Below are 25,997 nucleotides of genomic sequence, written 5' to 3' on the forward strand. Positions count from 1 at the left end.
AAAAGAGTGTTAATTTAAAAGGAGTGGCTAAAATGGATTATCGTGAATTTGACCCAGAATTATGGGAAGCTGTGGACAATGAGTTTAATCGTCAGCAAAACAACTTGGAGTTAATTGCTTCAGAAAATATCGTTTCACCTGGCGTTTTGGCAGCTCAAGGAAGTGTTTTGACCAATAAATACGCAGAAGGTTATCCTGGGCGACGTTATTACGGTGGGTGTGAATTTGTTGATATCACCGAAAATTTGGCAATTGATCGGGCCAAAGAACTATTTGGTGCTAAATTTGCGAACGTTCAACCTCATTCTGGTTCACAAGCCAACACTGCTGCTTATTTAGCCTTGGTTCAACCAGGAGATACAATTTTAGGCATGGATCTTTCTGCTGGTGGGCATTTAACCCACGGCTCAAAAGTTAACTTTAGCGGTAAAACCTATCACTTTGTCAGCTATGGTGTTGATCCTACAACCGAAGTGATTGATTATAATGTCGTGCGCATCTTGGCGCGTAAACATCAGCCAAAACTTATTGTGGCAGGCGCGAGTGCCTACTCACGGACAATTGATTTTGCGAAGTTTAAAGAAATCGCCGATGAAGTTGGCGCAAAATTAATGGTTGATATGGCACACATTGCCGGTCTTATTGCAGCGGGGTTACATCCATCGCCAATTCCTTACGCCGATATTACTACGACAACCACCCATAAAACTTTGCGGGGGCCTCGGGGTGGAATGATTTTAACCAACGATCCCGATTTAGCCAAAAAAATTAATAGTGCTGTTTTCCCTGGTATTCAAGGTGGACCATTGGAACATGTCATCGCAGCAAAAGCAGTTGCTTTTAAAGAAGCACTTGATCCAAGCTTCAAAGAGTACAGTCAACAAGTTATCAATAATGCACAAGCTATGGCAAAAGTCTTCAACCAAACACCAGAAACGCGGCTTGTTTCAGGGGCAACTGACAACCACTTGTTATTAGTAGACGTACGTGGTTTAGATATTACAGGTAAAATTGCCGAACATGTTTTAGATAAAGTGAATATTACGTTAAACAAAAATTCTATTCCTTTTGAATCGCTAAGCCCAATGGAAACTAGTGGTATTCGGATTGGAACACCGGCTTTGACTAGCCGTGGGTTTAAAGAAGAAGAATGTACCCAAGTAGCACAATTAGTTGTGAATGCGTTGAAAAACCGCGAAGATGAAGCTGAGTTAGCAAAAATCAAAGCAAGCGTAAAGCGCCTAACAGATCGCTTTCCTATTTACCAAGACTTAGAAAAATAAATCATTTCGTTAAAGTGGCAATCTTTTTGATTGCCGCTTTTTTTGTAAAAGTAAAGCTGATTTTTTAACTAGCTTTGCAAAGAAAAATTGCAAATGAAAGTTTATTAAAAAATGCAAGACTGCATTTTTATCCCAAGCAGGATTGTAGTATGATACTAGATAACAAGTTGTAAGGCGCCTATTTAGTTTAAAATAAGCGATCTTCATAGGTTTATAAGGAGTGAAAAATATGATTGAGTTACAGGATTTGGGAAAAGATTACGGTAAAAAGACAGCATTACAAAATTTGACGCTAACCATTAAAGAAGGGGAAATTTTTGGCTTTTTAGGTCATAACGGAGCCGGAAAGTCCACGACAATTAAAAGCTTAGTCAGTATTATTGAACCAACCAGAGGTCAAATTTTATTTGATGGCAAAGAACTTTCTGAAGATCGGCTGGCGATAAAAAAGAAAATTGGCTACGTACCAGATTCACCAGATATTTTCTTGCAATTATCAGCAGGAGAATACTGGGATTTGATTGCTGCGGCTTATGAATTAGAAAACAAAGAAACGCGCTTAAAAGAATTAGTTGAATTATTCAGTATGGAAAATCACATCGATGAAACATTGGCGAGTTTTTCCCATGGAATGCGACAAAAAACAATTATTATTGGTGCTTTATTGCCAGATCCAGACATTTGGATTTTAGATGAACCAATGCAAGGGTTAGATCCGCAAGCTTCTTTTGATTTAAAAGAATTGATGAAAAAACATGCCGCCAAAGGAAAAACCGTCATTTTTTCAACCCATGTTTTAGATACAGCGCAACAGTTGTGTGATGAACTGGCCATCTTAAAGGAAGGAAAACTAATTTATAATGGTTCCGTGACGGACTTATTAGCTGAAAATCCACAGGAATCCTTAGAGGCGGTTTATTTGAAAATGGCAGGGCGTAAAAACAGTGAAGAGATTGTCAAGGAGTTGGCAGGTGATGGTGATGAGTAAGCAATTAAAGAGTTTAATTGCCACCAGCTTACGTTATGCGAATCCCCAAGCTACCGATCGGCTACGGAAAAAAGGACGTAAGAACTTATCCCAAGCGATTATTAACCAGTATCTGTTGTCTGGTTTGGTCTTTTTAGCAGTCTATGGCTCGATGCTTTTTATGACTGACTTTGCCAAAATGCCCGGAACATTTACGTATTTTGCGATGCTTTTTTTCTTATTAGGCCTATCCCAAGGGGTAAGTATTATTTACAATATTTTCTTTGAGAGTAAAGATTTGGGCAGTTATCTACCGCTGCCATTTAAACAAAGTCAGATTTTTATTGCTAAAAATATCGTGGTGGCCTTATCAGTAGTTCCCTTTATCATTCCTTTACTTATCTTGTTTTTTCTAACGAGTTTAAAAAGTAAACTAAACATCGTCTTAGCTGGTGTGATTAGTAGCTTATTATTTATTGTTGTTTTGTTAATTTTATTTGCAATTTGTAGCTTGATTGTTTTTGGTATAACAAAGACCAAAGTTTTCCAAAAGCATAAGAAATTAATGACCACTCTTCTTTTATGGGTGACAATGGCGCTGGTTATTATTGGGATTATGTTGATGAATCAAGATACAGCTGACAGCTATGTAGCAGATCGTAATATCATATTGCCAATGCTGCCACTCTTTCATATTACCCATGCGCCTTTTTCTAGCGAGGGATTAATAAGTATAGTTGGTGTAGTAGGCTTTTTACTTATTTTAGCTTTCTTGGTGAAGTGGCAGATTTTACCACAGCTTTATGAACAAGTGACCAATATTTCCTCTACAGAACAAGTAGTGCGGCGAAAACATAAGAAAAATCAAAACTTGCAACAGATTTTACGTCGGTATAATTTCGAATTGGTAAAAAATCCCTCTTTGATTACCCAAGTACTGTCTTCCTCGTTGGTTTTTCCAGTGGTCTTTATAGCTACTTTTGCTTTGAATGGCAGCTTGAGTTTGCGTGATCTGCCTTTAAAATATGTCGGGGTAGCCTTTTTTGGTGGGATAGTTTTAGCTTTAATAACAATTAATCAAACTTCTTTTGTCGGCAATTTAATTTCTTTAGATGGAGAAAATTATACGTATATGCAGACATTGCCTGTGAGTCGCAAGGAATATTTGGTAGCTAAATTTAAAACAGGACTGCTTATTCAAGGTGGGATTACCTTAATTTTATCCCTAGCTACGGGTCTTGTTTTACAAGGCTCATTATTCTTTATTGTATCGTTTGTGCTTGGCAGCTTATTGGGTACGCTTTTGTTGTCACAATTTTATTTTGTGCGAGATTATCGACTGCTTTTAGTAGACTGGACGAATTTTACACAGCTTTTTTTACGAGGCAGTGGTCGCGTTGGGTTAATTTTTATGATGTGGGGCAGCATGATTTTAGGGGCAGTTTTAATTGGCGGTTATGTGGCCTTGTTAAACCTTATCGATGCAACTTTAGTCAATGCAGTCGTTGCTCTAGGTATCATAGCTGTTGGTTTGTGGCTCATGTATTATTATCGCCGTAATTTCTGGCAAAAAGTAGACCAGGTGTCTTGGCAGAGAAAAATTGATCTAGCAAGGCAGAAAAAAATAAAGTGATTAGTTGTTAAACCAGCGTATTTGCTTTAAAATAAAATAAAAACTAAAGGAGCTTTTACAATGGGCAAATTTCAAGTAATCGATCATCCATTGATCCAACACAAATTAACAATTATTCGTGATAAAAATACAGGTACAAAAGTATTTCGGGAAGTTGTAAACGAAATCGCGATGTTAATGGCGTATGAAGTATCACGGGATATGCCACTAGAAGATATTGAAATTGAAACACCAGTTGCACAATCTACGCAAAAAACATTAACTGGTAAAAAAGTTGCGATTGTGCCAATCTTACGGGCTGGCTTAGGCATGGTAGACGGTATCTTGGAATTAATTCCAGCTGCTAAAGTAGGTCACGTTGGGTTATACCGCGATGAAGAAACATTACAAGCACATGAATACTTCTTCAAAATGCCAGAAGATATTGATAATCGTCAAATCTTTGTTGTAGATCCAATGTTAGCAACTGGTGGTTCTGCCATCATGGCAATTGATTCATTGAAAAAACGTGGGGCTTCAAATATTAAATTTGTTTGTCTCGTTGCGGCTCCAGAAGGCGTGCGGGCGTTACAAGAAGCCCATCCAGATATTGATATCTTTACTGCGGCTTTAGATGACCATTTAAACAAACACGGCTATATCGTTCCTGGCCTAGGGGATGCTGGTGACCGTTTGTTTGGTACAAAATAATAATTTACAAAAAAACGCTGACTTTAAAATCAGCGTTTTTTTTGTAAGAAAAAATAATAATAGACACAAAATATAGAATTGTGTAGATGAAACGGCACAATATATTGTGGATAAGTCTGTTGATATGTGCATAAGTTAGTTTTTATTATTTTTTATTTCGAAAGCCTTGAATTAAGAAAATGAAGATGAAGAAAAAGAGAGCCTCCCATAAAGTAGTTGTCCAACTAAAGCGCTCGCTGATTCCAAATACAAAGTTACCAATATTCGAAATAAAAAGATAAACTAAAGTACAGATAGCAGCATAAAAAAGTCTTTTCATCATAGTTATCACCTCGTATCTTCATTATAGAAGAAAGGATACAAAAGTGTAAACGTACAAAAATAAATAAAAGAGGTCATTTCGTTTTTATTTTAACGGTGTTCGTTTTTTATGGAGCTTTTGAGGAATAGCCTGTTCATCAATTCTATTTGGTCCTTTGCGTACTCTTTTTTTACTGATGGTTGCTCTAACGTAAGAGTTTGGAACTAATGGTTTGGATTATCTTGAGAGATTGATACAGCTCTTATTCCAGTCGTACCATCTTCTTTGACAAAAGTTAATTTGTAGTCATAGGAATACCAAGAAGAGCGATCACCAACTGAAGTTTCAGCCTTATGTTCAAGTTTGGGTGGAACTTTCTTTGGAACATAAGCGTAAGCTGTTTTTCCAACATAGGTTGAGTGATAGTAGTCGTAAGCTTTGTAGCCCATAAAACCTAAAAGAACTAGAATGATTAACCCTGTTATTTTTCTCGTTTTTATCAATCTTATCTACATAATATGAATAATAGTATAGCTAATGCGTGCTGTTAATAATCTTTCATCCTACTAACAATTTAAAAAGGGAGATTATATAGCTAAACATAAAAAAGCCTGTCTCAAATTTGAGACAGGCTTTTTTGTTTAGTTATGCCAGCTGCAGGGATCGAACCTGTGACCTACGCGTTACGAGTGCGTTGCTCTACCTACTGAGCTAAGCTGGCAGTACGTTAGAAATTATAGCAAAAATAAAATATTTGTAAAGGCAAAACCCTTCTATGAAACAAGGACTTAGAAAATTTTCACAAAGTGTGGTATACTAGTATTAATTAAAGGGAGGTTTTCTATAGTGGCAAGTTTTGGTAAGTTTGAAACAACAATCATTCCGTCAGATGCAGGTAAAGGATTTCAGGTCGATACCCATGTGAAATTTACAATTTACGGAAAACCGCAGACCGGTACCGTCACGAAACAGTTAAAAAATTCTGCAGTCGTTGAAATTGACGAAACGGGTGATAATCAACAATTAATGACACAAAGTAATGGCGTGATGATTATCAATTATAAAGAACTGGAAAAACTAAAATAGTTTTCTTACGGCTTAAGCTGGCAGCACTTGTTGGCTTAAGTCTTATTTTTTTATCCGCAAAATTTACGGAACTAGGTTTATGACGATCCTTTTTTATACAATTTTTCAGAGCTTTTTTTAGGCTGTATAAGTAAAGTTTTAAAATTTTTCCTAGGGTCTAATTCCCTTCTTTTCTTTCTTTTCATTAACAACTATAATGGGGAAGTGTACTTTTTACTCGATTTTTAGTTTATATTATCTAACGTAGGAAAAACGCTGCTGCAATCAGCCAGCAGTGTCTAGCTTTACAAACGAATCTTTTAGATGCGAAGGCGAAATTTTACGTAAACGTAAATGAATGTAGGAATTTAGCGAGCTTTTACTGTCGTATCTAATTTTTAGAAGTTTGCAAAGTCTTTTTGGAAAGAAGAGGAAGCATGGAAAATAGACGAGCAAGAAATGATAATCGGATTGATTATGGCGTGATATTGCCAGTCTTTCTGTTGTGTTTAATCGGATTGGCAGCCTTGTATGTCGCCTTGACCCATGATCGTAACAGTCCTAATGTATTGGCCGGTGTTGCCAAACAAGCTGTTTGGTATGGGGTCGGCACAGTAGCGGTTGTGGTGATTATGCATATGAAATCAAAGTGGATTTGGAAGTTGACACCCTACATTTATGGTGCCGGTCTAGTGATTATGACCTTATTATTGAAGTTTTACGACCGAAATTTAGAAAGTGTCACGGGTTCTAAAAACTGGTTTACTTTTGGGCCGGTAAATTTCCAACCCGCCGAACTTATGAAAATTGCGTTAATTTTGATGTTGGCATTAGTCGTAACGACGCACAATGTGAAATACCGTAATCGTAATTTACCTACAGATGGTCTTTTGATATTAAAGATTTTAGCTGTTTCACTACCAGTCTTGGTTTTAGTGATGTTGCAAAAAGACTTTGGGACCATGTTGGTGTTTGTAGCGATTATCGGGGGCGTCTTTTTGATGTCTGGAATATCCTGGCGCATTTTAATTCCGCTAATTGCGATTTTTGCGATTGTGGGTGGGGGCACGATTTTCTTAGTGACAACTGAGGTAGGACGAGATCTTTTGTATCACGTCGGCTTTAAATCCTATCAATTTGCCCGCATCGACTCATGGTTAAATCCTTTCCATGATATGCAAGGAAATTCTTATCAGCTAGCATATGGCTTACTTGCTATTGGTTCTGGTGGGATGACAGGAAAAGGCTTTAATGTTAGCGATGTTTATGTACCAGTCAGAGAATCTGATATGATTTTTACGATTATTGGCGAAAATTTTGGCTTTATTGGAAGTGCGTTTGTCATCCTCTTGTATTTCATTTTAATTTATCATATGATTCGCGTGTGCTTTGATACAAATAATGAGTTTTATGCTTACATTGCTACTGGTATTATTATGATGATTTTATTTCACGTTTTTGAAAATATTGGCGCAAATATTGGTCTTTTGCCATTAACGGGGATTCCATTGCCCTTTATTAGTCAAGGTGGCTCGGCTATTTTAAGCAATATGATCGGCATCGGCCTCATTTTATCGATGCGTTACCAAGCAGAGACGAAAAAAGAGGAAAAAGATGCTACTTTAGCTTAAACGTGGTAAAGTGAAAGCGGAAATAAAAGTAAAGGAGCAATGCTATGCTGACTTTATATTGGTATCCAAAATGTAGTACGTGTAAAAAAGCAAAAGCTTGGTTGGATTCACAAGAAATTGCGGTTCAAACCATTGATATGGTTCAAAATCCACCGACTGCTGCAAGATTAATGCAGTGGATGGAAGAAAGTGATTTGCCAGTACGCCGCTTCTTTAACACAAGTGGTATGAAGTATCGTGAAATGGGTTTAAAAGATCAAGTGCCCAATTTATCGATACAAGAAGCTAGCGAATTATTGGCAAGTGATGGGATGTTAATCAAACGTCCAATTTTAGTGCGTGACGACAAACTTTTGTCGATTGGCTTTAAAGAAACTGAATATGAAGGGGTCGCGAAATAAGATGCAACAAAAATGTTTGAAAACAAAAGATAATTTGTGGGTATTGTACAATGGAAATGAGTATGTCGTTGGTTTAACGGAAGCTGCGCAATCTGATTTAGGTAAAGTAACCTTTGCCTCATTGCCAAAAGCCGGTCAAACGTTTAAACAAGGCACACCGCTAGTTGAAGTGGAAGCTGAAAAAGCCGTGCAAGAATTTCCCGCACCTCTAACAGGGACGATTTCTTCTGTGAATGAAAAAGCGCTAGAAAATATTGACGTTTTAAATGATGAAGATGAAATGAATGCGTGGTTGGTGGCATTTAAAGATGTCGATGCCACAGAATTCAACGAACTGTAAAATTTTTCTGAAAATAATTGACAGGCGATTTTTAGCTTGTTATAATTTCACCAATAACTTGAAAGCTTTGAAAAGAAGAGTACATGTCACCGACATTTCACAGAGAGCCTGGAGATGCTGCAAACAGGTAATGAAGGTAAGATGGAAGATGGTCTTTGAGCAGAATAAGTGAGCCGCTGGCAAGCTTATTACGGGGGTGCCCGTTATAGCACGACAGTATGCACCAAGAGGTAAGTACTGGATAAGGTTATAGTTGTGAGACTATAACAAATTAAGGTGGTAACACGAAATTGCGACAGCTTTTCGTCCTTTTGTAATTGAAAGAATTACAAGGATGGCAAGCTGTTTTTTTATGGCTTGAAAGTATGAAAAAAAGAAAGAGGCTGAAAAAATGGCTTTAATCCAATTAACGGATGTCAAAAAGAGTTTTAATGTCAAAAAACAGACAATCCAGGCTGTAGACGGTGTTTCTCTGACTGTTGATAAAGGTGACATCTATGGTATTGTCGGCTACTCTGGTGCTGGTAAATCGACATTGGTTCGCCTGTTAAATGGGCTAGAATTAGCAACTGACGGCAGTGTTGTCGTTGATGGACAAGATATCGGCAAATTGAAGAGCAAAGAATTACGTGAGTTTCGTAAAAACGTGGGAATGATTTTTCAACATTTCAATCTCTTATGGTCCAGAACAGTTCTAGAAAATATTGAATTACCGATGGAATTAGCAGGGATTAAAAAAGAGAAGCGGCAGCAAAAAGCCAAAGAACTTCTTGCATTAGTAAATTTAGAAGGTCGAGGAGATGCTTATCCGGCACAATTATCCGGTGGGCAAAAGCAACGGGTAGGAATTGCTCGAGCGCTAGCCAATGATCCTAAGATTTTACTTTGTGATGAAGCGACGAGTGCGCTAGATCCGCAAACGACCGATGAAGTACTGGACTTATTATTAGATATCAACCAGAAATTAAACTTAACAATTGTATTAATTACCCATGAAATGAACGTCATCCGCAAAATTTGTAATAAAGTAGCGGTGATGGAATTGGGTAAGATTGTGGAAGAAGGTCAAGTTTCTGAGGTCTTTCGTAATCCTAAACAGGCTGTTACCAAACGTTTTGTTCAACAAGACTTACAGCCGAGTGAAGAACCAAAAGAAGTTTTACAAGAATTTATCGCTGAAAATCCTAATGGTGTGTTAGCGACGTTAATTTTTAAAGACGATAATGCCAATGAACCGGTAATCTCACAAGCAATTCGCAAATTTGATGTTGATATTAACGTCGTCTATGGGAATATTCGGCAATCAAAAGACAACTCTTTTGGCTCTTTGACGGTCTTGATTACCGGAGACGACGACGCGGTTAATGGGACCATGGCATTCTTTTCTGCCCAACAAGTAGGAGTGGAGGTGTTGCATCGTGGATAAGAGTTTTGCTGAAACATATTTAAATTTTGACAAAGTCGATTGGGCAAAGATGCAAACATCCACCGTTGATACGCTTTATATGTCAATTGTTTCCATGGTTGTGGTTTTTGTTTTAGGAATTTTGTTAGGCTTATTACTATATAGCTTAGGACGAAAAAAAAGTGCCGGTTACCAAATTTTATATAATGTGGTGTCCATCATCAGTAACATCTTTCGTTCTACACCTTTTATGATTTTAATGGTATTAATTATTCCATTTACCAAAACGCTGGTGGGGAGTATGATCGGTGCTAGTGCAGCCTTACCAGCTTTGATTTTATCGGCGGTACCATTTTATGCTCGCCTAGTGGAAATTGCTTTTCGCGAAGTTTCTTCAGGGGTGATTGAAGCCGCCAATGCGATGGGGGCTAACTACTGGCAGATTATTTATAAAATTTTAGTGCCTGAAAGTATGCCGGCTTTGGTTTCTGGCTTTACCGTGACATCTGTTTCTATGATTGGTTTTACCGCTATGGCTGGTGCAATCGGCGCTGGTGGCTTAGGTTCTCTTGCTTGGTCAGAAGGGTTCCAATTAGGCAATCAAACGGTCACTTTAGTTGCAACGGTGATTATGTTACTAATCGTTTTTGTTGTTCAAGGCTTGGGAGATTACTTCACGCAAAAATTAGACAAGCGCTAATTGCGGCGAAGTTTCACAATTAAATTATTAAATTGTAGAGGAGAAATGAAAATGAAAAAATTATTTGGTTTCGCAACAGTATTGCTTGCAACAATTACGTTAGCCGCTTGTGGCAATGGCGGATCAAAAGATGAGAAAGCTAGTTCTTCATCAGATGCCAAAGAAACAAAATTAATCGTTGGGGCGACAACAAGTCCTCATGCGGAAATCTTAAACGAAGCCAAACCTTTATTGAAAAAAGAAGGCGTGGACTTGGAAGTGAAATCTTTTACCGATTACACATTGTTAAATAAGTTATTGGCAGAAAAAGAAATTGATGCCAACTATTTCCAACACAAACCGTATTTCAATGACCAAGTCAAAGAAAATGGTTATGACTTTGTCGATGCAGGTGCCGTTCATATTGAACCGATGGGCATTTATTCAAAAGGTATTCAAAGTGTAGATGACATTAAAGAGGGTACGACTGTCATTACTTCAAACTCCAATACTGACTGGGGTCGTATCTTAACAATTCTTGAAAATGCGGGCCTAATCAAATTAAAAGACGGTGTTGAAAAAACAACTGCGACCTTCGATGATATTGCTGAAAACAAAAAAGACTTAAAATTTAAACACGATATCGACCCAGGTTTATTGGTTCCAACCTATGAAAATGAAAAAGATGCCTTGGTTGCAATTAATGCGAACTTTGCTTTAACTGCTGGTTTAAACCCAGAAAAAGATGCCTTGATGCACGATGACGATAATTCACCCTATGCTAACATTATCGCAGTACGCAAAGGTGATGAAACGAAACCTGCAATTAAAAAATTGTTGGAAGTATTACACAGCGATGAAGTGAAAAAATTTGTTGACGATAAATGGAAAGGCTCTGTTAAAATCGTTGACGCAAAATAATAAAAAATAAGTAAAGGTGCACTTACGAAGTCGTGAGTTGCGCCTTTGTTTTTTTGTTTAAGATAAGGGATAATAGCGTAGAAGTAATGACTAAAAAATTAGCTTAAAAGGAGCAAAAAAATGGGAAAAGTTGCTTTAATTGGTGCAGGCCCAGGCGATCCTGCTTTAATCACTTACCACGGATTGCGAGCCTTGAAAAATGCCGATATTATTTTTTATGACCGCTTATTAAATCCAATTTTATTATATTTAGCCCCTGAGGATGCCAAACTTGTTTATGTAGGAAAAGCACCTGAACACCATGCCTATACCCAAAGTGAAATTCAAGAAAAGTTAATTAGTGCTACTAAAAAATATGATAATGTTGTCCGATTAAAAGGCGGTGATCCCGGTATTTTTGGCCGCGTTGAAGAAGAGGTGCAGGCTTTAGCAAAACACGGGATAGAATATGCAGTATATCCAGGTGTAACCAGTGCTTCTGGTGTATCTGTCTATGCCGGATTTGCGATTACAGAGCGCCATGTCAGTGAAAAAGTATTTCTAGCTACACCGACAGCCCAGTTGCAAGAATTTGCCCAAGAGCCTTTAGCTCAACTTTCTGCTGGTGGAACAATCGTTTTATACATGGGAATGGAAAAATTAGCAGCTGTCGTTAAAATTATGTTAACCCAAGGTGCCAGTGAAAACCTGCCTGTTACAGTTGTGGAATGGGGAAGTTGGGGGCGACAAAAAAAAGTTGTGGCAACACTTGCAACAATTCATGAAACAGTGGAAAAAGCTGGTTTGCATAATCCTGCATTGATTTTTATTGGACCAGTAGCAGCAAAAGCGGCGACAAAATCCTGGTTTGAAGAATTACCCCGTTTTGGTCAAAAAACGATTTTAGTCAGTGAAAAAAAACTTACTTTTGATGAACTGTTAACTTATACCGATCAAGGTGCAGACTTGTATCCCGTTTTTGTGGGGGCAGCATTTGATGAACGGTTTATTTCTTTACATCAACGTTTATTGTTACCCCTTTTAAAAGAAGATTACGAAATCATCTACCAAGGCAAAAATGCTCCGGCATTATTTCAAGACTTCCTAAAAGAAATTAAAGGAGGCCAAAATGGACGTTAAAATTGGTACTAGAAAAAGTCCCTTAGCTCAAATTCAAACGGACAATGTGATTGCGCGTTTACAAAACTTATTCCCGGAACATCGCTTTTTAAAAGTGTTACTTACAACTACCGGTGATAAGGATCAAACAACCGCTTTAAGCCAAATGGCAGGACAAGGTGTTTTTGTTAAAACTATTCAGCAAAAGCTATTGACTGGCGAAATTGACTTGGCCGTTCATAGTGCGAAAGATTTACCTTCCACAGAGCCAGAAGGGTTAACTTTAGCGGCATTTCCCGAACGTGCACCGGCAGGGGATGCTTTAATTTTACGCAATGAGTTTACTACATTAACAGATTTGCCTGAAGGCGCTGTGATCGGTACTGGCAGTTTACGCCGCCAATTTCAACTATTGTCGCTACGTCCGGATTTTACGATTAAGTCTTTGCGAGGCAATATCGATACGCGCTTAAAAAAATTAGCCCAAAAAGAATACGACGGTATCATGATGGCTCAAGCTGCACTACTACGCCATCCCAAAGCTTTAGGTGATTTGAAACTGCATCAAGTTTCCTTAGCGTTAGATGAATTTTTGCCAGCTGTCGGCCAAGGGGTGATTGCAGTTGAAGCTGTGAAAAATTCACCTGCAGCAAAAATCGCCGCAGCTATTGATGACAAAAATGTGCGAAGCGCAATTACTTGTGAGCGTGCGTTTTTATCTGTCTTTGGGGTTGGTTGTAACGTTCCACTAGCCGCTCATGCCAAAGTGATTGGGGAGAAAATTGAACTGAGCACAATGTTAGGCAGTAAGACAGGTGCATCTTATTCTCTTGTTCAAGTTGGCGCTAATCCGGTGATTTTAGGGCAGAATAGTGCACGAGCATTACAAAAACTGGCTAATTGGCCACTAGAATAAATGAGAAATAACTAAGATCCAAGACGAGGAAGTTTTCGTTTTGGGTCTTTTAATTTATAATCATTCTAAATTGAAAATTATTGATTTTATAATAGTAAAAGAATAAGCAAATTTATTGAGGGAAGTTTGCTTATCATTCTCAATTAGCGTAAAATGAGTGAGAATGAAAATGATGGAGGCGAGACGATGGCAACGTTAGAAATTAAAGATTTACATGTAGCAATCGAAGATAAAGAAATTCTAAAAGGTGTTAATTTGACGCTGAAAACTGGCGAAATTCATGCCATTATGGGACCAAACGGAACAGGGAAGTCTACTTTATCTGCTGCGATTATGGGAAACCCTAATTATGAAGTAACCCAAGGTGAAATCCTGCTAGATGGTGAAAATTTATTGGAGATGGAAGTTGATGAACGAGCACGGGCAGGGCTATTTTTAGCAATGCAATATCCAAGTGAAATTCCAGGCATCACCAACGCAGAATTCATGCGGGCAGCAATTAATGCAAAACGAGATGAAGACAATAAAATTTCAGTCATGGAATTTTTAAAAAAGCTAGATAAAAAAATGGAATTATTAAATATGCCAGAAGAAATGGCAGAACGTTACTTGAATGAAGGATTTTCCGGTGGGGAGAAAAAGCGTAACGAAATTTTACAACTATTAATGTTGGAACCAACTTTTGCTATTTTAGATGAAATTGACTCAGGTCTTGATATCGATGCGTTAAAAGTAGTGGCAAAAGGGGTCAACGAAATGCGCGGCGATGATTTTGGTGCTTTAATCATTACCCATTACCAACGTTTGTTAAACTATATTACGCCTGATGTCGTTCATATCATGATGGACGGTCGCGTTGTTTTAACAGGTAACGCTGACCTTGCCAAACGCTTAGAGGCAGAAGGTTATGCTGGAATCAGCAAAGAATTAGGTATTGATTACAAGGAAGAAGTTTAAAAAGGAGGTCAATTAGATGACAGAATTGAAAAAGCTACTGGCTGATGTGACCACCTTTTCTGCTTATAAAGAAGAACCAGCTTGGATGTTGGAAATGCGTTTGCAGGCTTTAGAACAAGTGGACGAATTAGCTTTGCCACAAATTGAACGGGTTCGTTTTCACCGCTGGCCACTATTAAATATAACCAGTGACCATTTAAGTGGAGAACCAAAAGAAACAAGTGTCCCCTCTTTTGATGTCATGCAGGACAATCCATTATTAGTACAAGCAGACGACACTACTGTTTTTGAACAGTTACCCCAAAATTTAGTGGATCAAGGTGTTATCTTCACGGATATTTTTACTGCCATGCAAGAATATCCCGAATTAGTTCACGAGTATTATATGAAAAAAGCAGTGACACCTTTTGAAGATAAATTAACTGCTGCCCATACCGCTTTTATGAATAGTGGCGTGTTTTTATATGTTCCTAAAAATGTAGTGATTAAAGAACCAATCGAAGCGATTTTAAATCAATCTGGTACAGAGCATTTCTTTAAACATATTTTAATAGTGGCAGATGAGCATAGTGAGTTTACTTACTTGGAGCGTTTTAATTCTGAAAAAGAAGTAGCACAAAAACAAGCCGCTAATATTATTGTAGAAGTTATCGCCAAAGCTGGGGCCAAAGTGAAATACTCTGCAATTGACCGCTTAGGTGTAGACTTGACGACGTATTTGAATCGTCGTGGTTACGTAATGCAAGATGCCATGGTAGATTGGGCAATTGGTGTCATGAATGACGGGGATGTCGTAGCAGACTTTGATACAGATTTAGTTGGCAATGGGGCCCATTCTGAAATTAAAGTTGTTGCCATTTCAGCAGGCAAACAAATTCAAGGGATTGATACCCGGGTTACCAATAAAGCACCACATTCTATCGGCCATATCTTGCAACACGGTGTAATCCGTGAAAAAGGTACGTTAACCTTTAACGGTATTGGTCATATTTTAAAAGGAGCCAAAGGTGCAGATGCGCAGCAAGAAAGTCGCGTATTAATGCTTTCTGATAAAGCTCGTGGCGATGCTAATCCAATTCTTTTGATTGATGAAAATGAAGTCACTGCCGGACACGCAGCCAGTGTTGGTCGCGTCGATCCAGAAGAAATGTACTATTTAATGAGTCGTGGTTTGCCTAAAACAGAAGCAGAACGCTTAGTTATTCGTGGTTTCTTAGGCTCTGTTATTACAGCAATTCCAGTGAAAGAGGCCCAACAAGAATTTATTGAAGTGATTGAAGGGAAGTTGAATCGATGATTGATGCCCAAAAATTAAGACAAGATTTTCCAATCTTACATCAATTGGTCAACGATGAACCACTCGTTTATTTAGACAATGCCGCGACAACACAAAAGCCTGAAGCTGTGTTAGATAAATTGACTGCCTATTATCATCAAGATAATGCGAATGTTCACCGTGGTGTTCATACCTTAGCAGAACGTGCAACACAAGCTTATGAAGGTGCCAGAGAAAAAGTACGTACTTTTATTAATGCCAAAGAAACAGCAGAGGTTTTGTTTACGCGAGGCACAACGACTAGCTTAAACTGGGTTGCCAAAAGTTTTGGCGCTAAATTTGTTGAAGCTGGTGATGAAATTGTCATCTCTTATATGGAACATCATTCCAATATCATTCCCTGGCAGCAATTGGCGCAACAAAAAAAGGCTAAATTAGTTTATATCGATATTACGCCAGAAGGTTATCTTGATTTAGCTGATGCCAAGCGTAAAATCGGGCCAAAAACTAAAATTGTTTCGATTGCCCATGTTTCAAATGTTTTAGGTGGGATTAATCCAATTGAAGAATTGATTGCTCTAGCCCACGCAAATGATGCTGTTATGGTCGTAGACGGCGCACAATCTGTTCCCCATATGAAAGTGGATGTTCAACAATTGGATGCTGATTTTTATGCCTTTAGTGGTCATAAGATGTGTGGTCCAACTGGTATTGGCGTTTTATATGGCAAACGTCGATGGTTGGATCAAATGGAGCCTGTGGAATTTGGTGGCGAGATGATTGATTTTGTTAATTTATACGACAGTACATGGAAAGAATTGCCTTGGAAATTTGAAGCGGGTACACCTAACATTGCCGGAGGAATCGGCTTAGGGGCAGCAGTTGATTATTTGTCTGCCATTGGGATGGATGAAATCCACGCTTATGAACAAAGCTTAGTAGACTATGTCATGCCTAAATTACAAGCAATTGACGGTGTCACAGTTTATGGCCCGCAAGATCCACAAGATCATACCGGTGTTATTGCTTTTAACATTGACGGTCTTCATCCCCATGATGTGGCAACCGCGCTAGATATGGAAGGTGTGGCAGTTAGAGCAGGACATCACTGTGCGCAACCATTATTGAAGTACTTGAATGTACCTGCCACAGCTCGGGCAAGTTTCTATTTTTATAATACAAAAAAAGATGCGGATCGCTTAATTGATGCGATTCATAAAACAAAGGAGTTTTTCCAACATGGCACTATCTAAACTAGACAATTTGTATCGCCAAGTCATCTTAGATCATTCTAGCCATCCTCATCATAGAGGGACGTTGGGAAAATCTAATGTGACAATTGAAATGAATAACCCAACTTGTGGCGACGTCATTCATTTGGAAGTTGAAGTAAACGATGGAATTATTTCGGATATTGCCTTTGATGGCAGCGGCTGTTCGATCAGTACCGCCAGTGCTTCTATGATGACTGACGCAGTTATTGGCAAACCATTATCAGAAGTCGGCAATTTAGAGCAGATGTTTTCTGACTTGGTGCAAGGAAAAGACGTAGCTGATGCTGAAAAATTAGGAGATGCCGCAATGTTAAGCGGCGTCGCAAAATTTCCAACGCGAATTAAATGTGCGACTTTAGCTTGGAAAGCATTGGAAAAAGCGGTCGTTGAAACAAACAGTGGCATTGCCGAAACAAGTTCCATACATTCCCATGAAGAAGATATTTTAGGGGAAAATAAATAAGAAGATGTGGCATTGATTTCAGAGAAAATCAATACCTAAATAAAGTAAGGAGTAGTGATCGCATGGGTGTTCCTGAATTAGAAGAATACAAATTTGGCTTCCATGATGACGTCAAACCCGTCTTTAGTACTGGCGAAGGTTTAACCGAAGAAGTTGTTCGGGAGATTTCAGCAGTTAAAGGCGAACCAGAATGGATGTTAGATTTTCGCTTGAAATCACTGGCAGCATTTAACAAAATGCCGATGCAAAAATGGGGTCCAGACCTTTCAGATATTGATTTTGGCAAAATTAAATACTACCAAAAAGCAAGTGATAAACCAGCTCGTGATTGGGATGATGTTCCCGATAAAATCAAAGATACCTTTGAAAAAATCGGAATTCCTGAAGCCGAACGGGCATACTTGGCGGGCGCTTCTGCTCAATATGAATCTGAAGTGGTTTACCACAACATGAAAGAAGAATTTGAAAAATTAGGGATTATCTTTACGGATACAGACTCAGCCTTAAAAGAATATCCTGAATTATTCAAAGAATATTTTGCCCAATTAGTACCACCAACTGATAACAAGTTAGCTGCCCTAAACTCAGCTGTTTGGTCAGGGGGGACATTTATTTATGTACCAAAAGGCGTTCGGGTGGATACACCATTGCAAACATATTTCCGGATTAATGCCGAAAATACGGGACAATTTGAACGAACATTAATTATCGTTGATGAAGGCGCTAGCGTTCACTATGTTGAAGGGTGTACCGCGCCAACGTATTCAAGCAACAGTTTACACGCAGCAATTGTTGAAATTTTTACCAGAAAAGATGCTTACTGCCGTTATACCACAATTCAAAACTGGTCTGACAATGTCTACAACTTGGTAACAAAACGTGCGAAAGCTTACGAAGGGGCTACAGTAGAGTGGATTGACGGTAACCTCGGTGCAAAAACCACAATGAAATATCCGAGTGTTTACCTAGACGGCGAAGGTGCGCGCGGCACCATGCTTTCAATCGCCTTTGCAGGGGCCAACCAAATTCAAGATACCGGTGCTAAAATGATTCACAACGCACCTAACACTTCAAGCTCAATCGTTTCAAAATCTATTTCAAAAGATGGCGGCGAAGTGAACTATCGCGGACAAGTAACCTTTGGTAAGAAAAGTACCGGTTCAGCTTCTCATATTGAATGTGACACGATTATTATGGATGAACTATCAAAATCTGATACCATTCCATTTAACGAAATTCACAACAGCCAAGTATCACTTGAACACGAAGCCAAAGTTTCAAAAATCTCTGAAGAACAATTGTATTATTTGATGAGCCGCGGCCTATCAGAATCCGAAGCCACCGAGATGATTGTCATGGGCTTTGTCGAACCATTCACCAAAGAGCTCCCAATGGAATACGCCGTTGAACTAAATCGTTTGATTAGTTATGAGATGGAAGGCAGTGTGGGTTAAGACCTATCTATAGGCTGAGAACGTTGATATTATAGCGTTCTTGGCTTTTTGTTTGCCTTCAATCTCATAAATACTATCCGAAAAACTATCTATTTGTCAGAAACCTAAGTAGTTTGCTAACTTCTGACTGGTGTTTTCTGCTTGTTGCGGTGTAACGTGGCTATAAATGTTCATGGTTGTTTTTACGTCTTTATGACCTAAGCGCTTCTGAACCTCATTAATCGTTGCGCCAGCTTCAAACATAAGCGAACAAGCAGTATGTCGGAAACCATGAGGAGTTATTCTTTTTAAAGTTGAGCCTTCTTTTTCTGCTTTGTCATAAATCCAATCTAGCCAATCGTTTACTACTTGCGGATAATATAAATCGTTACTCATATTGCTAAACATAAGTTGTTTTGCCTTTGACGTATTAAATCCAAGTTTGAAGTAATCTTCTTTTTGAATACTAAACCATTTTTGTAGAATTCGTATCGTTTCATCATCAAGGCTGATGGTGCGGTATGAATTTTTTGTTTTAGGCGTCTGCAAAACAACTTGATCGTATTCATCAATGGCTATTGTTTTACCGATTGTTAGTGTTTTGTTGAATATGTTCAAGTCTTTAATATACAGCCCCAACGCTTCTGATTTACGCATGCCAGTAATAGCAAGCAAACGGAAAAAGGCATAGTATTTGTAGTTATCAAGTTTTTTAACGAATTTCATAAACTCGTGTAACTCATCTTTACTATAAAAGTTAGGTTTCTTTTCCTCTTCTTTTTTTCGTGGAAGAATCGTCTTTTTCATAGGGTTGCTGTCCATTAATTCCATAGATACGCCATAATTCATGACCTGAGCAGTAGCACGTCTTATATAATGGTATTGCTTGTATTTGTCGTGCCATTCATTCACGCATTTTTGACAAAAAGAAACGGTTATTTGGTCTAGTTTTAACTTGCCGAATTTTGGCAATACATGACCTTCAATAAACCGTCTATTTGTAGCTACTGTGGAAGATTTAACACTTTTACGGTGTTGTTCCAACCAATCGTTATAAAGCTCTTGGAATGTGATTGTATGTTTCTTTTTAGAGCCTTTTAGAATGCTTGCTTTCAATTTATCAAACTCAAGACTTGCTTCTGATTTGGTGTCAAAACCCTTACGAGTGGTGACAATCTTCTTTTCTGTAATAGGATCAGTAGCAACGTATCCACTGAATAACCATTTTCTTTTATTGTTTTTATCTTTGTATTGTTCAAATTTTGCCAATATTGTTCCCTCCTGGTACTGCTGGGGGCAAGTGGTGGAGGTTAAATGTCACTAGGATAATTTATTTTTTCTAGTGTTGATTTATAGAAGTGATCCAGATCTATATTAGGATTATTTTGGATTTCAGAATTTAAATTTTGAAGTAGTACAAGTATAAAATTGTTTGTCTTTTTAGATAAATTTTTATTTTCAGTTGCTCTAAGGGTAAACAAAAGCTTATATAAATTATTTATTGACCAAACTTCCAAATTGTCATAATTGTTGTTGTTATTAATAAAGTCTAATGAGTTTCGAACTGCGTTTTCTCTTATTTCGTTATCGCTGCCTTCAAACATTTGATAAAGCTCAAATACAGTTCCTTTGGGTGCTTTTTCCATATCAGTAGATGTCAATTTTCCTTCTAAAAGATACATAATGGAAGTCTCTAGAGTATCAGCGATTTTTTTTAATGTCTCAAAATTAGGTTCTCTATTGCCGTATTCCCAATTAGAATATGCTCCAGTAGTGACACCTACTTTTTTAGCAGTATCTTTTTTTGTCCACCCTTTTTGTTCACGTAGATATTTTAATCTATCTTTAAATTCCAATAAAGTCACCTTCTTTCTTCTGATGGAATAAGTATAACACGTTTTTATTCAAAATGAATAATTTTTCTTGACTAATTTTTTTTTAAAAGTTATACTTCAAATGTAAGGTTATTCAAAGTGAATAACAGGAAGGAGGACAACATGAATACTTTAAGACAAATGAGGGAGCAAAAAGAACTCACACTGTTAGACGTGGCTCTAAAATTAGGCTATAAATATCCTTCGAGTTATGCAAAAATCGAAAAGGGAGAACAGCAATTAAAATCTGATCAAATAATGCTACTTGCTGATCTGTTTTGCGTATCAAAGGAAAAAATTTTACAAACGAGTTATTCAATGTGAATAAAAGAAGGTGGTTAAATGAAATTAGAAGTAGATTTAAGCCCAACTATCGAGCAACAACTAACGGAAGTTGCTAGTCGTGTGTGGGCGGAAACAATGCAACGTGAAGTTGAGAAACGTATTTTTCCGGAATGGATGGATTTGGAAACAACATGTGATTATTTACAGGTATCACGATCCAATTTATCTAAGTTTATTAAAGAATTGGATTTTCCAGTCTCCACTATCAATCAGACCAAACGGTGCAATCGTAGAAAAGTTGATGAATGGATGTCACAATTTGAAATTTAATTAGTCGCTGGGGGCAAAGAAATTAAATGGAGGAGCCGATATGAATCAATCGAAGAAAAAAATTCTTTAAAGTTTATGAAGAGTAGTAGGTATTGAACATGATGATTAAAGGGCAAAAGAAAAGCCTTATCCCTAATTGTCTTGGCGGACAGGATAAAGGCACACAAACGGCTACAAAAGCCAATTCTTTTGTCCTAATTATACAACAAATTAGGAGGGATTGCTATGGGAAAAACAGCAATTGAAAAACAATATGATCCAACAGGTAAACCGAATGGAACAATCGTGATGATAGACCATTGGGGATATCGAGAGGTTCCATTACCAGTTCCAATTTTATCTTATGGGGCAACCGTAGGCGCTGGGAATGATCGTGATCGAGAGATTACCATATCGGTGTTAGTTGATATAGACCACACAGGAGTGCCAAGATGGTTGAATTTTGAAGGTCAGCAAGTTTGGTTGGTCTTTAATGATCGTTTTAATGAAGATGGCACACGGAAGGCAATTTTTGCGAGTTAGGAATGGAGGTGGCGCTGATTGGTGTTATTAGTGACAGATACAATACACAAGCCAGTGTGGGAAAATATCCCAGATGAAATGAAAAATACAATCGGTGGCTTTGTTGGAAAGTTGCCCCAGATGTGAAAAATCCAGAAAAGCTTACTAAGAAACCGGCAAATTTAACTGGTGGAGCTTTAAACGATTGGCAGAAACGAGAGCTTTTCGAGTTTTCAGAAGTGAAACAAACTGTTATTGATGGTCACGCTGACGGTATTGGCTTTGCCCCAATGGTAGTGAAGGTGCTGACGTTGTTTTCAGTGGTGGCAATCTTATGGAATGAATGGGACGAGTACGAAGTGAGGAGGGAAAACGATGATTTATACAAATATAGTGAAAACGTTGGAACCAATGCACGAAGTAAAGAATATTGATCGTGATTTTGATTTCTTTAAAACGTGTAAGGCCCAGCGCCTTCCTTATCCAAAAGACAAAGATGAAGAACTAAAGATTAAAACACAACAAATGCTGATAGTTATCGCTGGTACTATCCTTGGGGACTTAAAGCGTAACAATACAAACTTGGTTAGTCGTTCGCTTCTCTTTATTGATTTTGATGATGTCCAAGAAACAGAATCCGAATTTTTAGGGAAGATAACCGACAAGCTGAAAGACGTCAATTACTGCTTATATCCAACCCTGAAATACAAGCCGGATAATATCCGTTATCGATTGGTTCTTGAATTGGATCGTGCAGTAAGCCGTGAGGAGTACGAGAAGTTGCTGTTTGGGCTTTGCTTAGATCTGGCCGTTAAGTTTGAATTTGATGAAAGTAATAAAACGTGGTCACAGGGTCAAGGCTTGCCTATCGTTACGGAATTTAGCAGTGATAATTTACGTATTTTCCACGATGGATTTAAACCTATTCCAGTTGATAAGTTCCTTCATAGAATTACTAATTCTCAACAGTGGGTAGATGCACAAAAAAAACAGCGCCTACCTAAAACAAGTAGCTATACAACCAATAGTTCCGGCAAGCAAAAATACACAGGCGTTTTCCTGGAACAATTGTTTGAAGGGGCAACCGTTGGGAATCGAAACATTTGGTGGCGGCAGATGGTAGATAAAATGCTGAGTGTTGATACACCAATCGAAACGATTGCTAAAGTGATGGGAGCAATTAATTTCAACTTAGAAATTTTTCCCGAACCATTAGATCAAAAGGAACTGGATACCATTTTTCATTCTAGAATTAAAAACCATGCCGAGAAAGGAGGAAACCTTTATTGAATAGTATAAGCGATTCGGTACTAAAGGAGACAATCGCCATTAGGCACACGGTACAGCAAAAAAAGAAAAACAGCTACTTTGGTAAAACACCGTTAAATTTGCGTGTGGCAATCAAAGAGATTGAAGGCAAAGAAGTTGGTATTGTCCAAGCAATGGTTGACGAATTGAACAACATTTCTCCAGATTGGTTTATGTGTACACTTGAAGTGAACCAAAAAGATTCAGATAAATTTTCAATTGACCATTACTTTGACCACGAAAAAATGGGCGATATGATTATCAAAAAGAATCATTTGTTGCGATTTCCTAAGTTGTTAGAAGGGGCTGTCTATGAGCCGTTAAAAGGTGCTTGGCGGTACTTTGGTAAGAATGAGATGATTTCCTTTACAGAGAAAATCTGTCTCGAAGAACTGCAAGCGTGGGGCTATTATGACCAAAAACTTATTTCACCGGTCAGGACTTATGTTAAACAGAAAACCTATGATCCATCTTACTCTAATCGGTCACCGTTTGAGGAAAGCAATCCGGCATTGGTTCCTTTTAAAAATGGGACGTACAATATTCTCACCAATGAGATGAAGCCCCACGATCCCGATAATTTCATATTGATTTCTTATAACTATGAATTGGATATGACCGGTACACCTACACCAGCGACAGACAAATTTTTCCATGATTTCTTTGGTGATGCCGCCTTGTTCATGAAGCAGTTTATTGGATATACCTTTTATCGAAGCCATGCCCCAGCACAAGACTTGGTTTTCTTGTATGGGAAAGGTGGGGAAGGAAAGTCTAGCTTTTTGAATATAGTAGCGGAGAACTATATCACTAAAGAAAATCGTACAGCACTAACTCCACAGATGCTAACAAAAGATAAGTTTGCCGTTGTTGAATTGTTGGGGAAATCTTTAAACCTTAGTGGAGATATTGATGATGATTACATTAGCCAGACAGCAATTTTGAAACAGTTAACTGGTGGAGACGCTGTCCGGGGTGAGTTCAAAGGAATCCAAGGGTTCACCTTTGTGAGCCACTCAAAGCATATTTTTAGTATGAATGGCTTCTTTCACTTCAAGGATATGAGCCCAGGTTTTGCGGATCGTTTAACCATTGTCCCAATCACAGTGGGCAACCAGCGATTGGAAGGTGCTACATTTTGGGAGAGTCAAGATTTAGACGCAATGGAAAAAGAATCTACCAGCTTTGTTTATCAGTGCATACAAGAGTTCAAAAAAATATTTAATGGTAAAAAAGCTAACTTTACACGTTCTAAGGAAATGGCTGATACCAAGTCTGAATGGCTATTTGACAATGACCGTATAGCCCAATTTTTATTTGAATGTTGTGTGATTGATACTGCTGAAACAAGAGGGGAGATTGCAAAAACGGTTGCTGCCGAGTACAGGGCTTTTTGTTCCAATAACGGTTATAAAGCGTTGTCAACTCAAGAACTAACTAAGTATTTGAATGATAAATGTGGAGTGCCAAAAGTCAGAAACACAAAAGGGTTTAACGATAGTGGTCAACATACCCGCCGATATAGCGGTTTAAAGTTAATTTCAACGTACAGAATTTTAAGTGATTGAATAATGTCCCTACTGCGTCCTTAAATTGTTCCTACTTTGTCCAACAAGAATCCTTATGTACCAAGGGTTTGTCCCTAATGTCCCTAATTTCACTAAATTCTTTTGAAGATAAAAAAGAGAATACCATTATTTATTTTATATATAAAGTAATGGGGCAAAATCAAGGACATTAGGGACAATCGCCGGTATATCAATGTTTCTAAAAATAGAATTAGGGACACACAGCAATAAAATCATGGACAATAACTGATTGGAGGAATCAAATGCTAAACTTCATTTCAACAAATAAAGCGCCGAACTTTCAGTATACAGATGAAATGAGTCAGTTTCTAATGAACACGCTGGCATTTAGTGTGGGATTGGTAACAAAAGACTATTCTACTTTTGATCCAGATGTATTGGAGATAATGGAAGATAATCCGCATTGGCTGCAAGAATCAGTGGTGTGGTGTCAGTCATTAGTAGTCGGATCATTGGCAGACAGTGGGAACTATGATGATACAGATGAGCTAATGAACGAGTTTAATTGTTTGCTTAATCTCTATGATGTGGCAAGACAGCGAAAATTTACACCAAGTGAGGATAATTTATTTTTGAACATTCATGATAAGTTCTTGGCTTTGCTACTGACAGATGATGAATTGATAAATTATTTGCTGGAGGAAGAATGAAGCCAAAGAAGCAATGTAACCAAGCCGGCTGCAAAGTGTTAGTTGATTTTGATACCCCGTACTGTGATAAGCACAAGAGAAAGCAAACGGCAGCTTATGACCAGTATCAAAATAGGAAAGCAACTGGTGGGAAATATTTTGCCTTTTATCACAGCAAACAGTGGGAGAAGTTATCCAAGCTGCACAAATATCGAGAACCAATTTGTGTGGAATGTTATAAAGAAGGAATTATCAAAAAAGTTGATGTTGCTGATCATGTGATTCCAATCAGAACCAAAGCTGGTTGGGATAGGAGACTAGATGATAACAACCTTCAAAGCCTGTGTCATTTTCATCATAATATTAAGAGTAGAAAAGAGAAGATGGAACGCCAGACCCAGGGGAGATAACCAGGCGAATAGGTACACCGTAAAGCGAAGGGGGCGCTGGTGGGAAATTTTCAGAACCGATGGAGCCCTCTAGGTTAAACAAAAAGCCATATTGAAAAGATACACCGTTTACAAATGTAAACAAAAAGAGTATAATCTAAAGTGAGGAAAGTGTATGGAAAATACCGTGTTAATCAAGACGAAAGACGGCAAGGAAAAGAAGCTGTCGTTACCGGACTATGGATCAATTACAATCCAGATACAGGACGGAAAAATTATTTTTATCGATGAATTGAATAAACATAAAATCTGACCGAAAAACGGAGGATATTAGTTGTTACTCATTTATGAGTAGTAGC

General features: G+C 38.1%; 30 protein-coding genes, 1 tRNA gene and 1 other annotated feature. Of the genes, 27 read left to right on the forward strand and 4 right to left on the reverse strand.

The window, feature by feature from the left end; genetic code table 11:
* The first annotated feature begins 32 nt into the window (after window positions 1-32).
* The 4 genes from glyA (at window position 33) to upp (ending at window position 4,573) form a co-directional block, all read left to right on the forward strand.
* Window positions 33-1,283 (forward strand): serine hydroxymethyltransferase, encoded by a 1,251-nt coding sequence (gene glyA / locus AC6R0T_RS02595; protein ID WP_206902317.1) that lies wholly within the window; start codon window positions 33-35, stop codon window positions 1,281-1,283.
* A 229-nt stretch (window positions 1,284-1,512) separates the two neighbouring features.
* Complete coding sequence (locus AC6R0T_RS02600; protein ID WP_230710190.1) at window positions 1,513-2,271, forward strand: ABC transporter ATP-binding protein; 759 nt, start codon at window positions 1,513-1,515, stop codon at window positions 2,269-2,271.
* Window positions 2,264-3,883, forward strand: a complete 1,620-nt coding sequence (locus AC6R0T_RS02605; RefSeq protein ID WP_206902411.1) for an ABC transporter — start codon at window positions 2,264-2,266, stop codon at window positions 3,881-3,883. The genes AC6R0T_RS02600 and AC6R0T_RS02605 overlap by 8 nt, the downstream gene beginning before the upstream one ends.
* A gap of 60 nt (window positions 3,884-3,943) precedes the next feature.
* The gene (gene upp / locus AC6R0T_RS02610) at window positions 3,944-4,573 is read left to right on the forward strand and encodes a uracil phosphoribosyltransferase (RefSeq protein WP_173102291.1); all 630 of its coding nucleotides are present in this window, start codon (window positions 3,944-3,946) and stop codon (window positions 4,571-4,573) included.
* A 525-nt stretch (window positions 4,574-5,098) separates the two neighbouring features.
* Here upp and AC6R0T_RS02615 read toward each other — a convergent pair.
* Window positions 5,099-5,323: a hypothetical protein gene (locus tag AC6R0T_RS02615; RefSeq protein ID WP_526159641.1), complete on the reverse strand. Its 225-nt coding sequence runs from the start codon at window positions 5,321-5,323 to the stop codon at window positions 5,099-5,101.
* A 199-nt stretch (window positions 5,324-5,522) separates the two neighbouring features.
* Window positions 5,523-5,595 (reverse strand) — tRNA-Thr (locus AC6R0T_RS02620).
* Window positions 5,596-5,720: 125 nt separating this feature from the next.
* Between AC6R0T_RS02620 and AC6R0T_RS02625 the strand changes: the two genes are divergently transcribed.
* The 14 genes from AC6R0T_RS02625 to sufB all read left to right on the forward strand — a co-directional run bounded on the left by AC6R0T_RS02625 (window position 5,721) and on the right by sufB (window position 18,754).
* Window positions 5,721-5,960 carry a hypothetical protein gene (locus tag AC6R0T_RS02625; protein WP_173102292.1) on the forward strand — a complete coding sequence of 80 codons (240 nt, stop codon included), beginning with the start codon at window positions 5,721-5,723 and terminating at the stop codon, window positions 5,958-5,960.
* A gap of 416 nt (window positions 5,961-6,376) precedes the next feature.
* Window positions 6,377-7,570, forward strand: a complete 1,194-nt coding sequence (locus AC6R0T_RS02630; protein ID WP_282461582.1) for an FtsW/RodA/SpoVE family cell cycle protein — start codon at window positions 6,377-6,379, stop codon at window positions 7,568-7,570.
* 44 nt (window positions 7,571-7,614) lie between these two features.
* Entirely contained in the window at window positions 7,615-7,971 is a 357-nt protein-coding gene (locus AC6R0T_RS02635) for an arsenate reductase family protein (RefSeq protein WP_206902320.1), read from the forward strand.
* A gap of 1 nt (window position 7,972) precedes the next feature.
* Window positions 7,973-8,311 carry a glycine cleavage system H family protein gene (locus tag AC6R0T_RS02640; protein WP_206902321.1) on the forward strand — a complete coding sequence of 113 codons (339 nt, stop codon included), beginning with the start codon at window positions 7,973-7,975 and terminating at the stop codon, window positions 8,309-8,311.
* A gap of 58 nt (window positions 8,312-8,369) precedes the next feature.
* Window positions 8,370-8,625 (forward strand) — a binding site (T-box leader).
* 77 nt (window positions 8,626-8,702) lie between these two features.
* Window positions 8,703-9,737 carry a methionine ABC transporter ATP-binding protein gene (locus AC6R0T_RS02645; RefSeq protein WP_206902322.1) on the forward strand — a complete coding sequence of 345 codons (1,035 nt, stop codon included), beginning with the start codon at window positions 8,703-8,705 and terminating at the stop codon, window positions 9,735-9,737.
* Complete coding sequence (locus tag AC6R0T_RS02650; protein WP_206902323.1) at window positions 9,730-10,416, forward strand: methionine ABC transporter permease; 687 nt, start codon at window positions 9,730-9,732, stop codon at window positions 10,414-10,416. The genes AC6R0T_RS02645 and AC6R0T_RS02650 overlap by 8 nt, the downstream gene beginning before the upstream one ends.
* Before the next feature lie 51 nt (window positions 10,417-10,467).
* The gene (locus tag AC6R0T_RS02655; RefSeq protein WP_303753821.1) at window positions 10,468-11,316 is read left to right on the forward strand and encodes a MetQ/NlpA family ABC transporter substrate-binding protein; all 849 of its coding nucleotides are present in this window, start codon (window positions 10,468-10,470) and stop codon (window positions 11,314-11,316) included.
* Window positions 11,317-11,436: 120 nt separating this feature from the next.
* Window positions 11,437-12,435, forward strand: a complete 999-nt coding sequence (gene cobA, locus AC6R0T_RS02660) for a uroporphyrinogen-III C-methyltransferase (RefSeq protein ID WP_303753822.1) — start codon at window positions 11,437-11,439, stop codon at window positions 12,433-12,435.
* The gene (gene hemC / locus AC6R0T_RS02665; protein WP_303753823.1) at window positions 12,425-13,330 is read left to right on the forward strand and encodes a hydroxymethylbilane synthase; all 906 of its coding nucleotides are present in this window, start codon (window positions 12,425-12,427) and stop codon (window positions 13,328-13,330) included. The genes cobA and hemC overlap by 11 nt, the downstream gene beginning before the upstream one ends.
* A gap of 186 nt (window positions 13,331-13,516) precedes the next feature.
* Complete coding sequence (sufC, locus tag AC6R0T_RS02670) at window positions 13,517-14,287, forward strand: Fe-S cluster assembly ATPase SufC (protein ID WP_230710486.1); 771 nt, start codon at window positions 13,517-13,519, stop codon at window positions 14,285-14,287.
* 16 nt (window positions 14,288-14,303) lie between these two features.
* Window positions 14,304-15,584: a Fe-S cluster assembly protein SufD gene (gene sufD / locus AC6R0T_RS02675; RefSeq protein ID WP_206902327.1), complete on the forward strand. Its 1,281-nt coding sequence runs from the start codon at window positions 14,304-14,306 to the stop codon at window positions 15,582-15,584.
* Entirely contained in the window at window positions 15,581-16,816 is a 1,236-nt protein-coding gene (locus AC6R0T_RS02680) for a cysteine desulfurase (protein ID WP_206902328.1), read from the forward strand. The genes sufD and AC6R0T_RS02680 overlap by 4 nt, the downstream gene beginning before the upstream one ends.
* The gene (sufU, locus tag AC6R0T_RS02685; protein ID WP_230710173.1) at window positions 16,803-17,300 is read left to right on the forward strand and encodes a Fe-S cluster assembly sulfur transfer protein SufU; all 498 of its coding nucleotides are present in this window, start codon (window positions 16,803-16,805) and stop codon (window positions 17,298-17,300) included. Before AC6R0T_RS02680 ends, sufU begins: the two co-directional genes overlap by 14 nt.
* 62 nt (window positions 17,301-17,362) lie before the next feature.
* Entirely contained in the window at window positions 17,363-18,754 is a 1,392-nt protein-coding gene (sufB, locus tag AC6R0T_RS02690) for a Fe-S cluster assembly protein SufB (RefSeq protein ID WP_206902413.1), read from the forward strand.
* Between the two features lie 96 nt (window positions 18,755-18,850).
* On the opposite strand, the gene AC6R0T_RS02695 is transcribed toward sufB, so the two are convergent.
* The gene (locus AC6R0T_RS02695; RefSeq protein ID WP_303753824.1) at window positions 18,851-20,002 is read right to left on the reverse strand and encodes a tyrosine-type recombinase/integrase; all 1,152 of its coding nucleotides are present in this window, start codon (window positions 20,000-20,002) and stop codon (window positions 18,851-18,853) included.
* A gap of 41 nt (window positions 20,003-20,043) precedes the next feature.
* Window positions 20,044-20,589 carry a helix-turn-helix domain-containing protein gene (locus tag AC6R0T_RS02700; protein WP_303753825.1) on the reverse strand — a complete coding sequence of 182 codons (546 nt, stop codon included), beginning with the start codon at window positions 20,587-20,589 and terminating at the stop codon, window positions 20,044-20,046.
* Window positions 20,590-20,730: 141 nt separating this feature from the next.
* On the opposite strand from AC6R0T_RS02700, the gene AC6R0T_RS02705 reads away from it, so the two are divergent.
* The 9 genes from AC6R0T_RS02705 to AC6R0T_RS02745 all read left to right on the forward strand — a co-directional run bounded on the left by AC6R0T_RS02705 (window position 20,731) and on the right by AC6R0T_RS02745 (window position 25,951).
* Complete coding sequence (locus tag AC6R0T_RS02705; RefSeq protein WP_303753826.1) at window positions 20,731-20,931, forward strand: helix-turn-helix domain-containing protein; 201 nt, start codon at window positions 20,731-20,733, stop codon at window positions 20,929-20,931.
* Between the two features lie 18 nt (window positions 20,932-20,949).
* Window positions 20,950-21,222, forward strand: coding sequence for a hypothetical protein (locus AC6R0T_RS02710; protein ID WP_303753827.1), 273 nt, complete (start codon window positions 20,950-20,952; stop codon window positions 21,220-21,222).
* Between the two features lie 225 nt (window positions 21,223-21,447).
* Complete coding sequence (locus tag AC6R0T_RS02715; protein WP_303753828.1) at window positions 21,448-21,744, forward strand: hypothetical protein; 297 nt, start codon at window positions 21,448-21,450, stop codon at window positions 21,742-21,744.
* Between the two features lie 122 nt (window positions 21,745-21,866).
* Entirely contained in the window at window positions 21,867-22,157 is a 291-nt protein-coding gene (locus AC6R0T_RS02720; protein WP_526159648.1) for a hypothetical protein, read from the forward strand.
* Window positions 22,099-23,013 (forward strand): hypothetical protein, encoded by a 915-nt coding sequence (locus tag AC6R0T_RS02725; RefSeq protein WP_303753830.1) that lies wholly within the window; start codon window positions 22,099-22,101, stop codon window positions 23,011-23,013. Before AC6R0T_RS02720 ends, AC6R0T_RS02725 begins: the two co-directional genes overlap by 59 nt.
* On the forward strand, window positions 23,010-24,599 hold the full coding sequence (locus AC6R0T_RS02730; RefSeq protein WP_303753831.1) for a DNA primase family protein: 1,590 nt from the start codon (window positions 23,010-23,012) through the stop codon (window positions 24,597-24,599). The genes AC6R0T_RS02725 and AC6R0T_RS02730 overlap by 4 nt, the downstream gene beginning before the upstream one ends.
* Window positions 24,600-24,862: 263 nt before the next feature.
* On the forward strand, window positions 24,863-25,270 hold the full coding sequence (locus AC6R0T_RS02735; RefSeq protein WP_303753832.1) for a DUF3206 domain-containing protein: 408 nt from the start codon (window positions 24,863-24,865) through the stop codon (window positions 25,268-25,270).
* The gene (locus AC6R0T_RS02740) at window positions 25,267-25,659 is read left to right on the forward strand and encodes an HNH endonuclease signature motif containing protein (protein ID WP_303753833.1); all 393 of its coding nucleotides are present in this window, start codon (window positions 25,267-25,269) and stop codon (window positions 25,657-25,659) included. The genes AC6R0T_RS02735 and AC6R0T_RS02740 overlap by 4 nt, the downstream gene beginning before the upstream one ends.
* Window positions 25,660-25,813: 154 nt before the next feature.
* Complete coding sequence (locus AC6R0T_RS02745) at window positions 25,814-25,951, forward strand: DUF2292 domain-containing protein (RefSeq protein ID WP_303753834.1); 138 nt, start codon at window positions 25,814-25,816, stop codon at window positions 25,949-25,951.
* Window positions 25,952-25,997 lie beyond the last annotated feature (46 nt).

Source organism: Enterococcus sp. S86.2, assembly GCF_059834485.2.

Excerpts from the sequence above, each read along its gene's own strand:
- glyA (WP_206902317.1), top strand. The coding sequence starts at position 33 with ATGGATTATCGTGAATTTGACCCAGAATTATGGGAAGCTGTGGACAAT.
- AC6R0T_RS02600 (WP_230710190.1), top strand. The coding sequence starts at position 1,513 with ATGATTGAGTTACAGGATTTGGGAAAAGATTACGGTAAAAAGACAGCA.
- AC6R0T_RS02605 (WP_206902411.1), top strand. The coding sequence starts at position 2,264 with ATGAGTAAGCAATTAAAGAGTTTAATTGCCACCAGCTTACGTTATGCG.
- upp (WP_173102291.1), top strand. The coding sequence starts at position 3,944 with ATGGGCAAATTTCAAGTAATCGATCATCCATTGATCCAACACAAATTA.
- AC6R0T_RS02615 (WP_526159641.1), bottom strand. The coding sequence starts at position 5,323 with ATGGGCTACAAAGCTTACGACTACTATCACTCAACCTATGTTGGAAAA.
- AC6R0T_RS02630 (WP_282461582.1), top strand. The coding sequence starts at position 6,377 with ATGGAAAATAGACGAGCAAGAAATGATAATCGGATTGATTATGGCGTG.
- AC6R0T_RS02635 (WP_206902320.1), top strand. The coding sequence starts at position 7,615 with ATGCTGACTTTATATTGGTATCCAAAATGTAGTACGTGTAAAAAAGCA.
- AC6R0T_RS02640 (WP_206902321.1), top strand. The coding sequence starts at position 7,973 with ATGCAACAAAAATGTTTGAAAACAAAAGATAATTTGTGGGTATTGTAC.
- AC6R0T_RS02645 (WP_206902322.1), top strand. The coding sequence starts at position 8,703 with ATGGCTTTAATCCAATTAACGGATGTCAAAAAGAGTTTTAATGTCAAA.
- AC6R0T_RS02655 (WP_303753821.1), top strand. The coding sequence starts at position 10,468 with ATGAAAAAATTATTTGGTTTCGCAACAGTATTGCTTGCAACAATTACG.
- cobA (WP_303753822.1), top strand. The coding sequence starts at position 11,437 with ATGGGAAAAGTTGCTTTAATTGGTGCAGGCCCAGGCGATCCTGCTTTA.
- hemC (WP_303753823.1), top strand. The coding sequence starts at position 12,425 with ATGGACGTTAAAATTGGTACTAGAAAAAGTCCCTTAGCTCAAATTCAA.
- sufC (WP_230710486.1), top strand. The coding sequence starts at position 13,517 with ATGGCAACGTTAGAAATTAAAGATTTACATGTAGCAATCGAAGATAAA.
- sufD (WP_206902327.1), top strand. The coding sequence starts at position 14,304 with ATGACAGAATTGAAAAAGCTACTGGCTGATGTGACCACCTTTTCTGCT.
- AC6R0T_RS02680 (WP_206902328.1), top strand. The coding sequence starts at position 15,581 with ATGATTGATGCCCAAAAATTAAGACAAGATTTTCCAATCTTACATCAA.
- sufU (WP_230710173.1), top strand. The coding sequence starts at position 16,803 with ATGGCACTATCTAAACTAGACAATTTGTATCGCCAAGTCATCTTAGAT.
- sufB (WP_206902413.1), top strand. The coding sequence starts at position 17,363 with ATGGGTGTTCCTGAATTAGAAGAATACAAATTTGGCTTCCATGATGAC.
- AC6R0T_RS02705 (WP_303753826.1), top strand. The coding sequence starts at position 20,731 with ATGAATACTTTAAGACAAATGAGGGAGCAAAAAGAACTCACACTGTTA.
- AC6R0T_RS02710 (WP_303753827.1), top strand. The coding sequence starts at position 20,950 with ATGAAATTAGAAGTAGATTTAAGCCCAACTATCGAGCAACAACTAACG.
- AC6R0T_RS02715 (WP_303753828.1), top strand. The coding sequence starts at position 21,448 with ATGGGAAAAACAGCAATTGAAAAACAATATGATCCAACAGGTAAACCG.
- AC6R0T_RS02725 (WP_303753830.1), top strand. The coding sequence starts at position 22,099 with ATGATTTATACAAATATAGTGAAAACGTTGGAACCAATGCACGAAGTA.
- AC6R0T_RS02735 (WP_303753832.1), top strand. The coding sequence starts at position 24,863 with ATGCTAAACTTCATTTCAACAAATAAAGCGCCGAACTTTCAGTATACA.
- AC6R0T_RS02740 (WP_303753833.1), top strand. The coding sequence starts at position 25,267 with ATGAAGCCAAAGAAGCAATGTAACCAAGCCGGCTGCAAAGTGTTAGTT.
- AC6R0T_RS02745 (WP_303753834.1), top strand. The coding sequence starts at position 25,814 with ATGGAAAATACCGTGTTAATCAAGACGAAAGACGGCAAGGAAAAGAAG.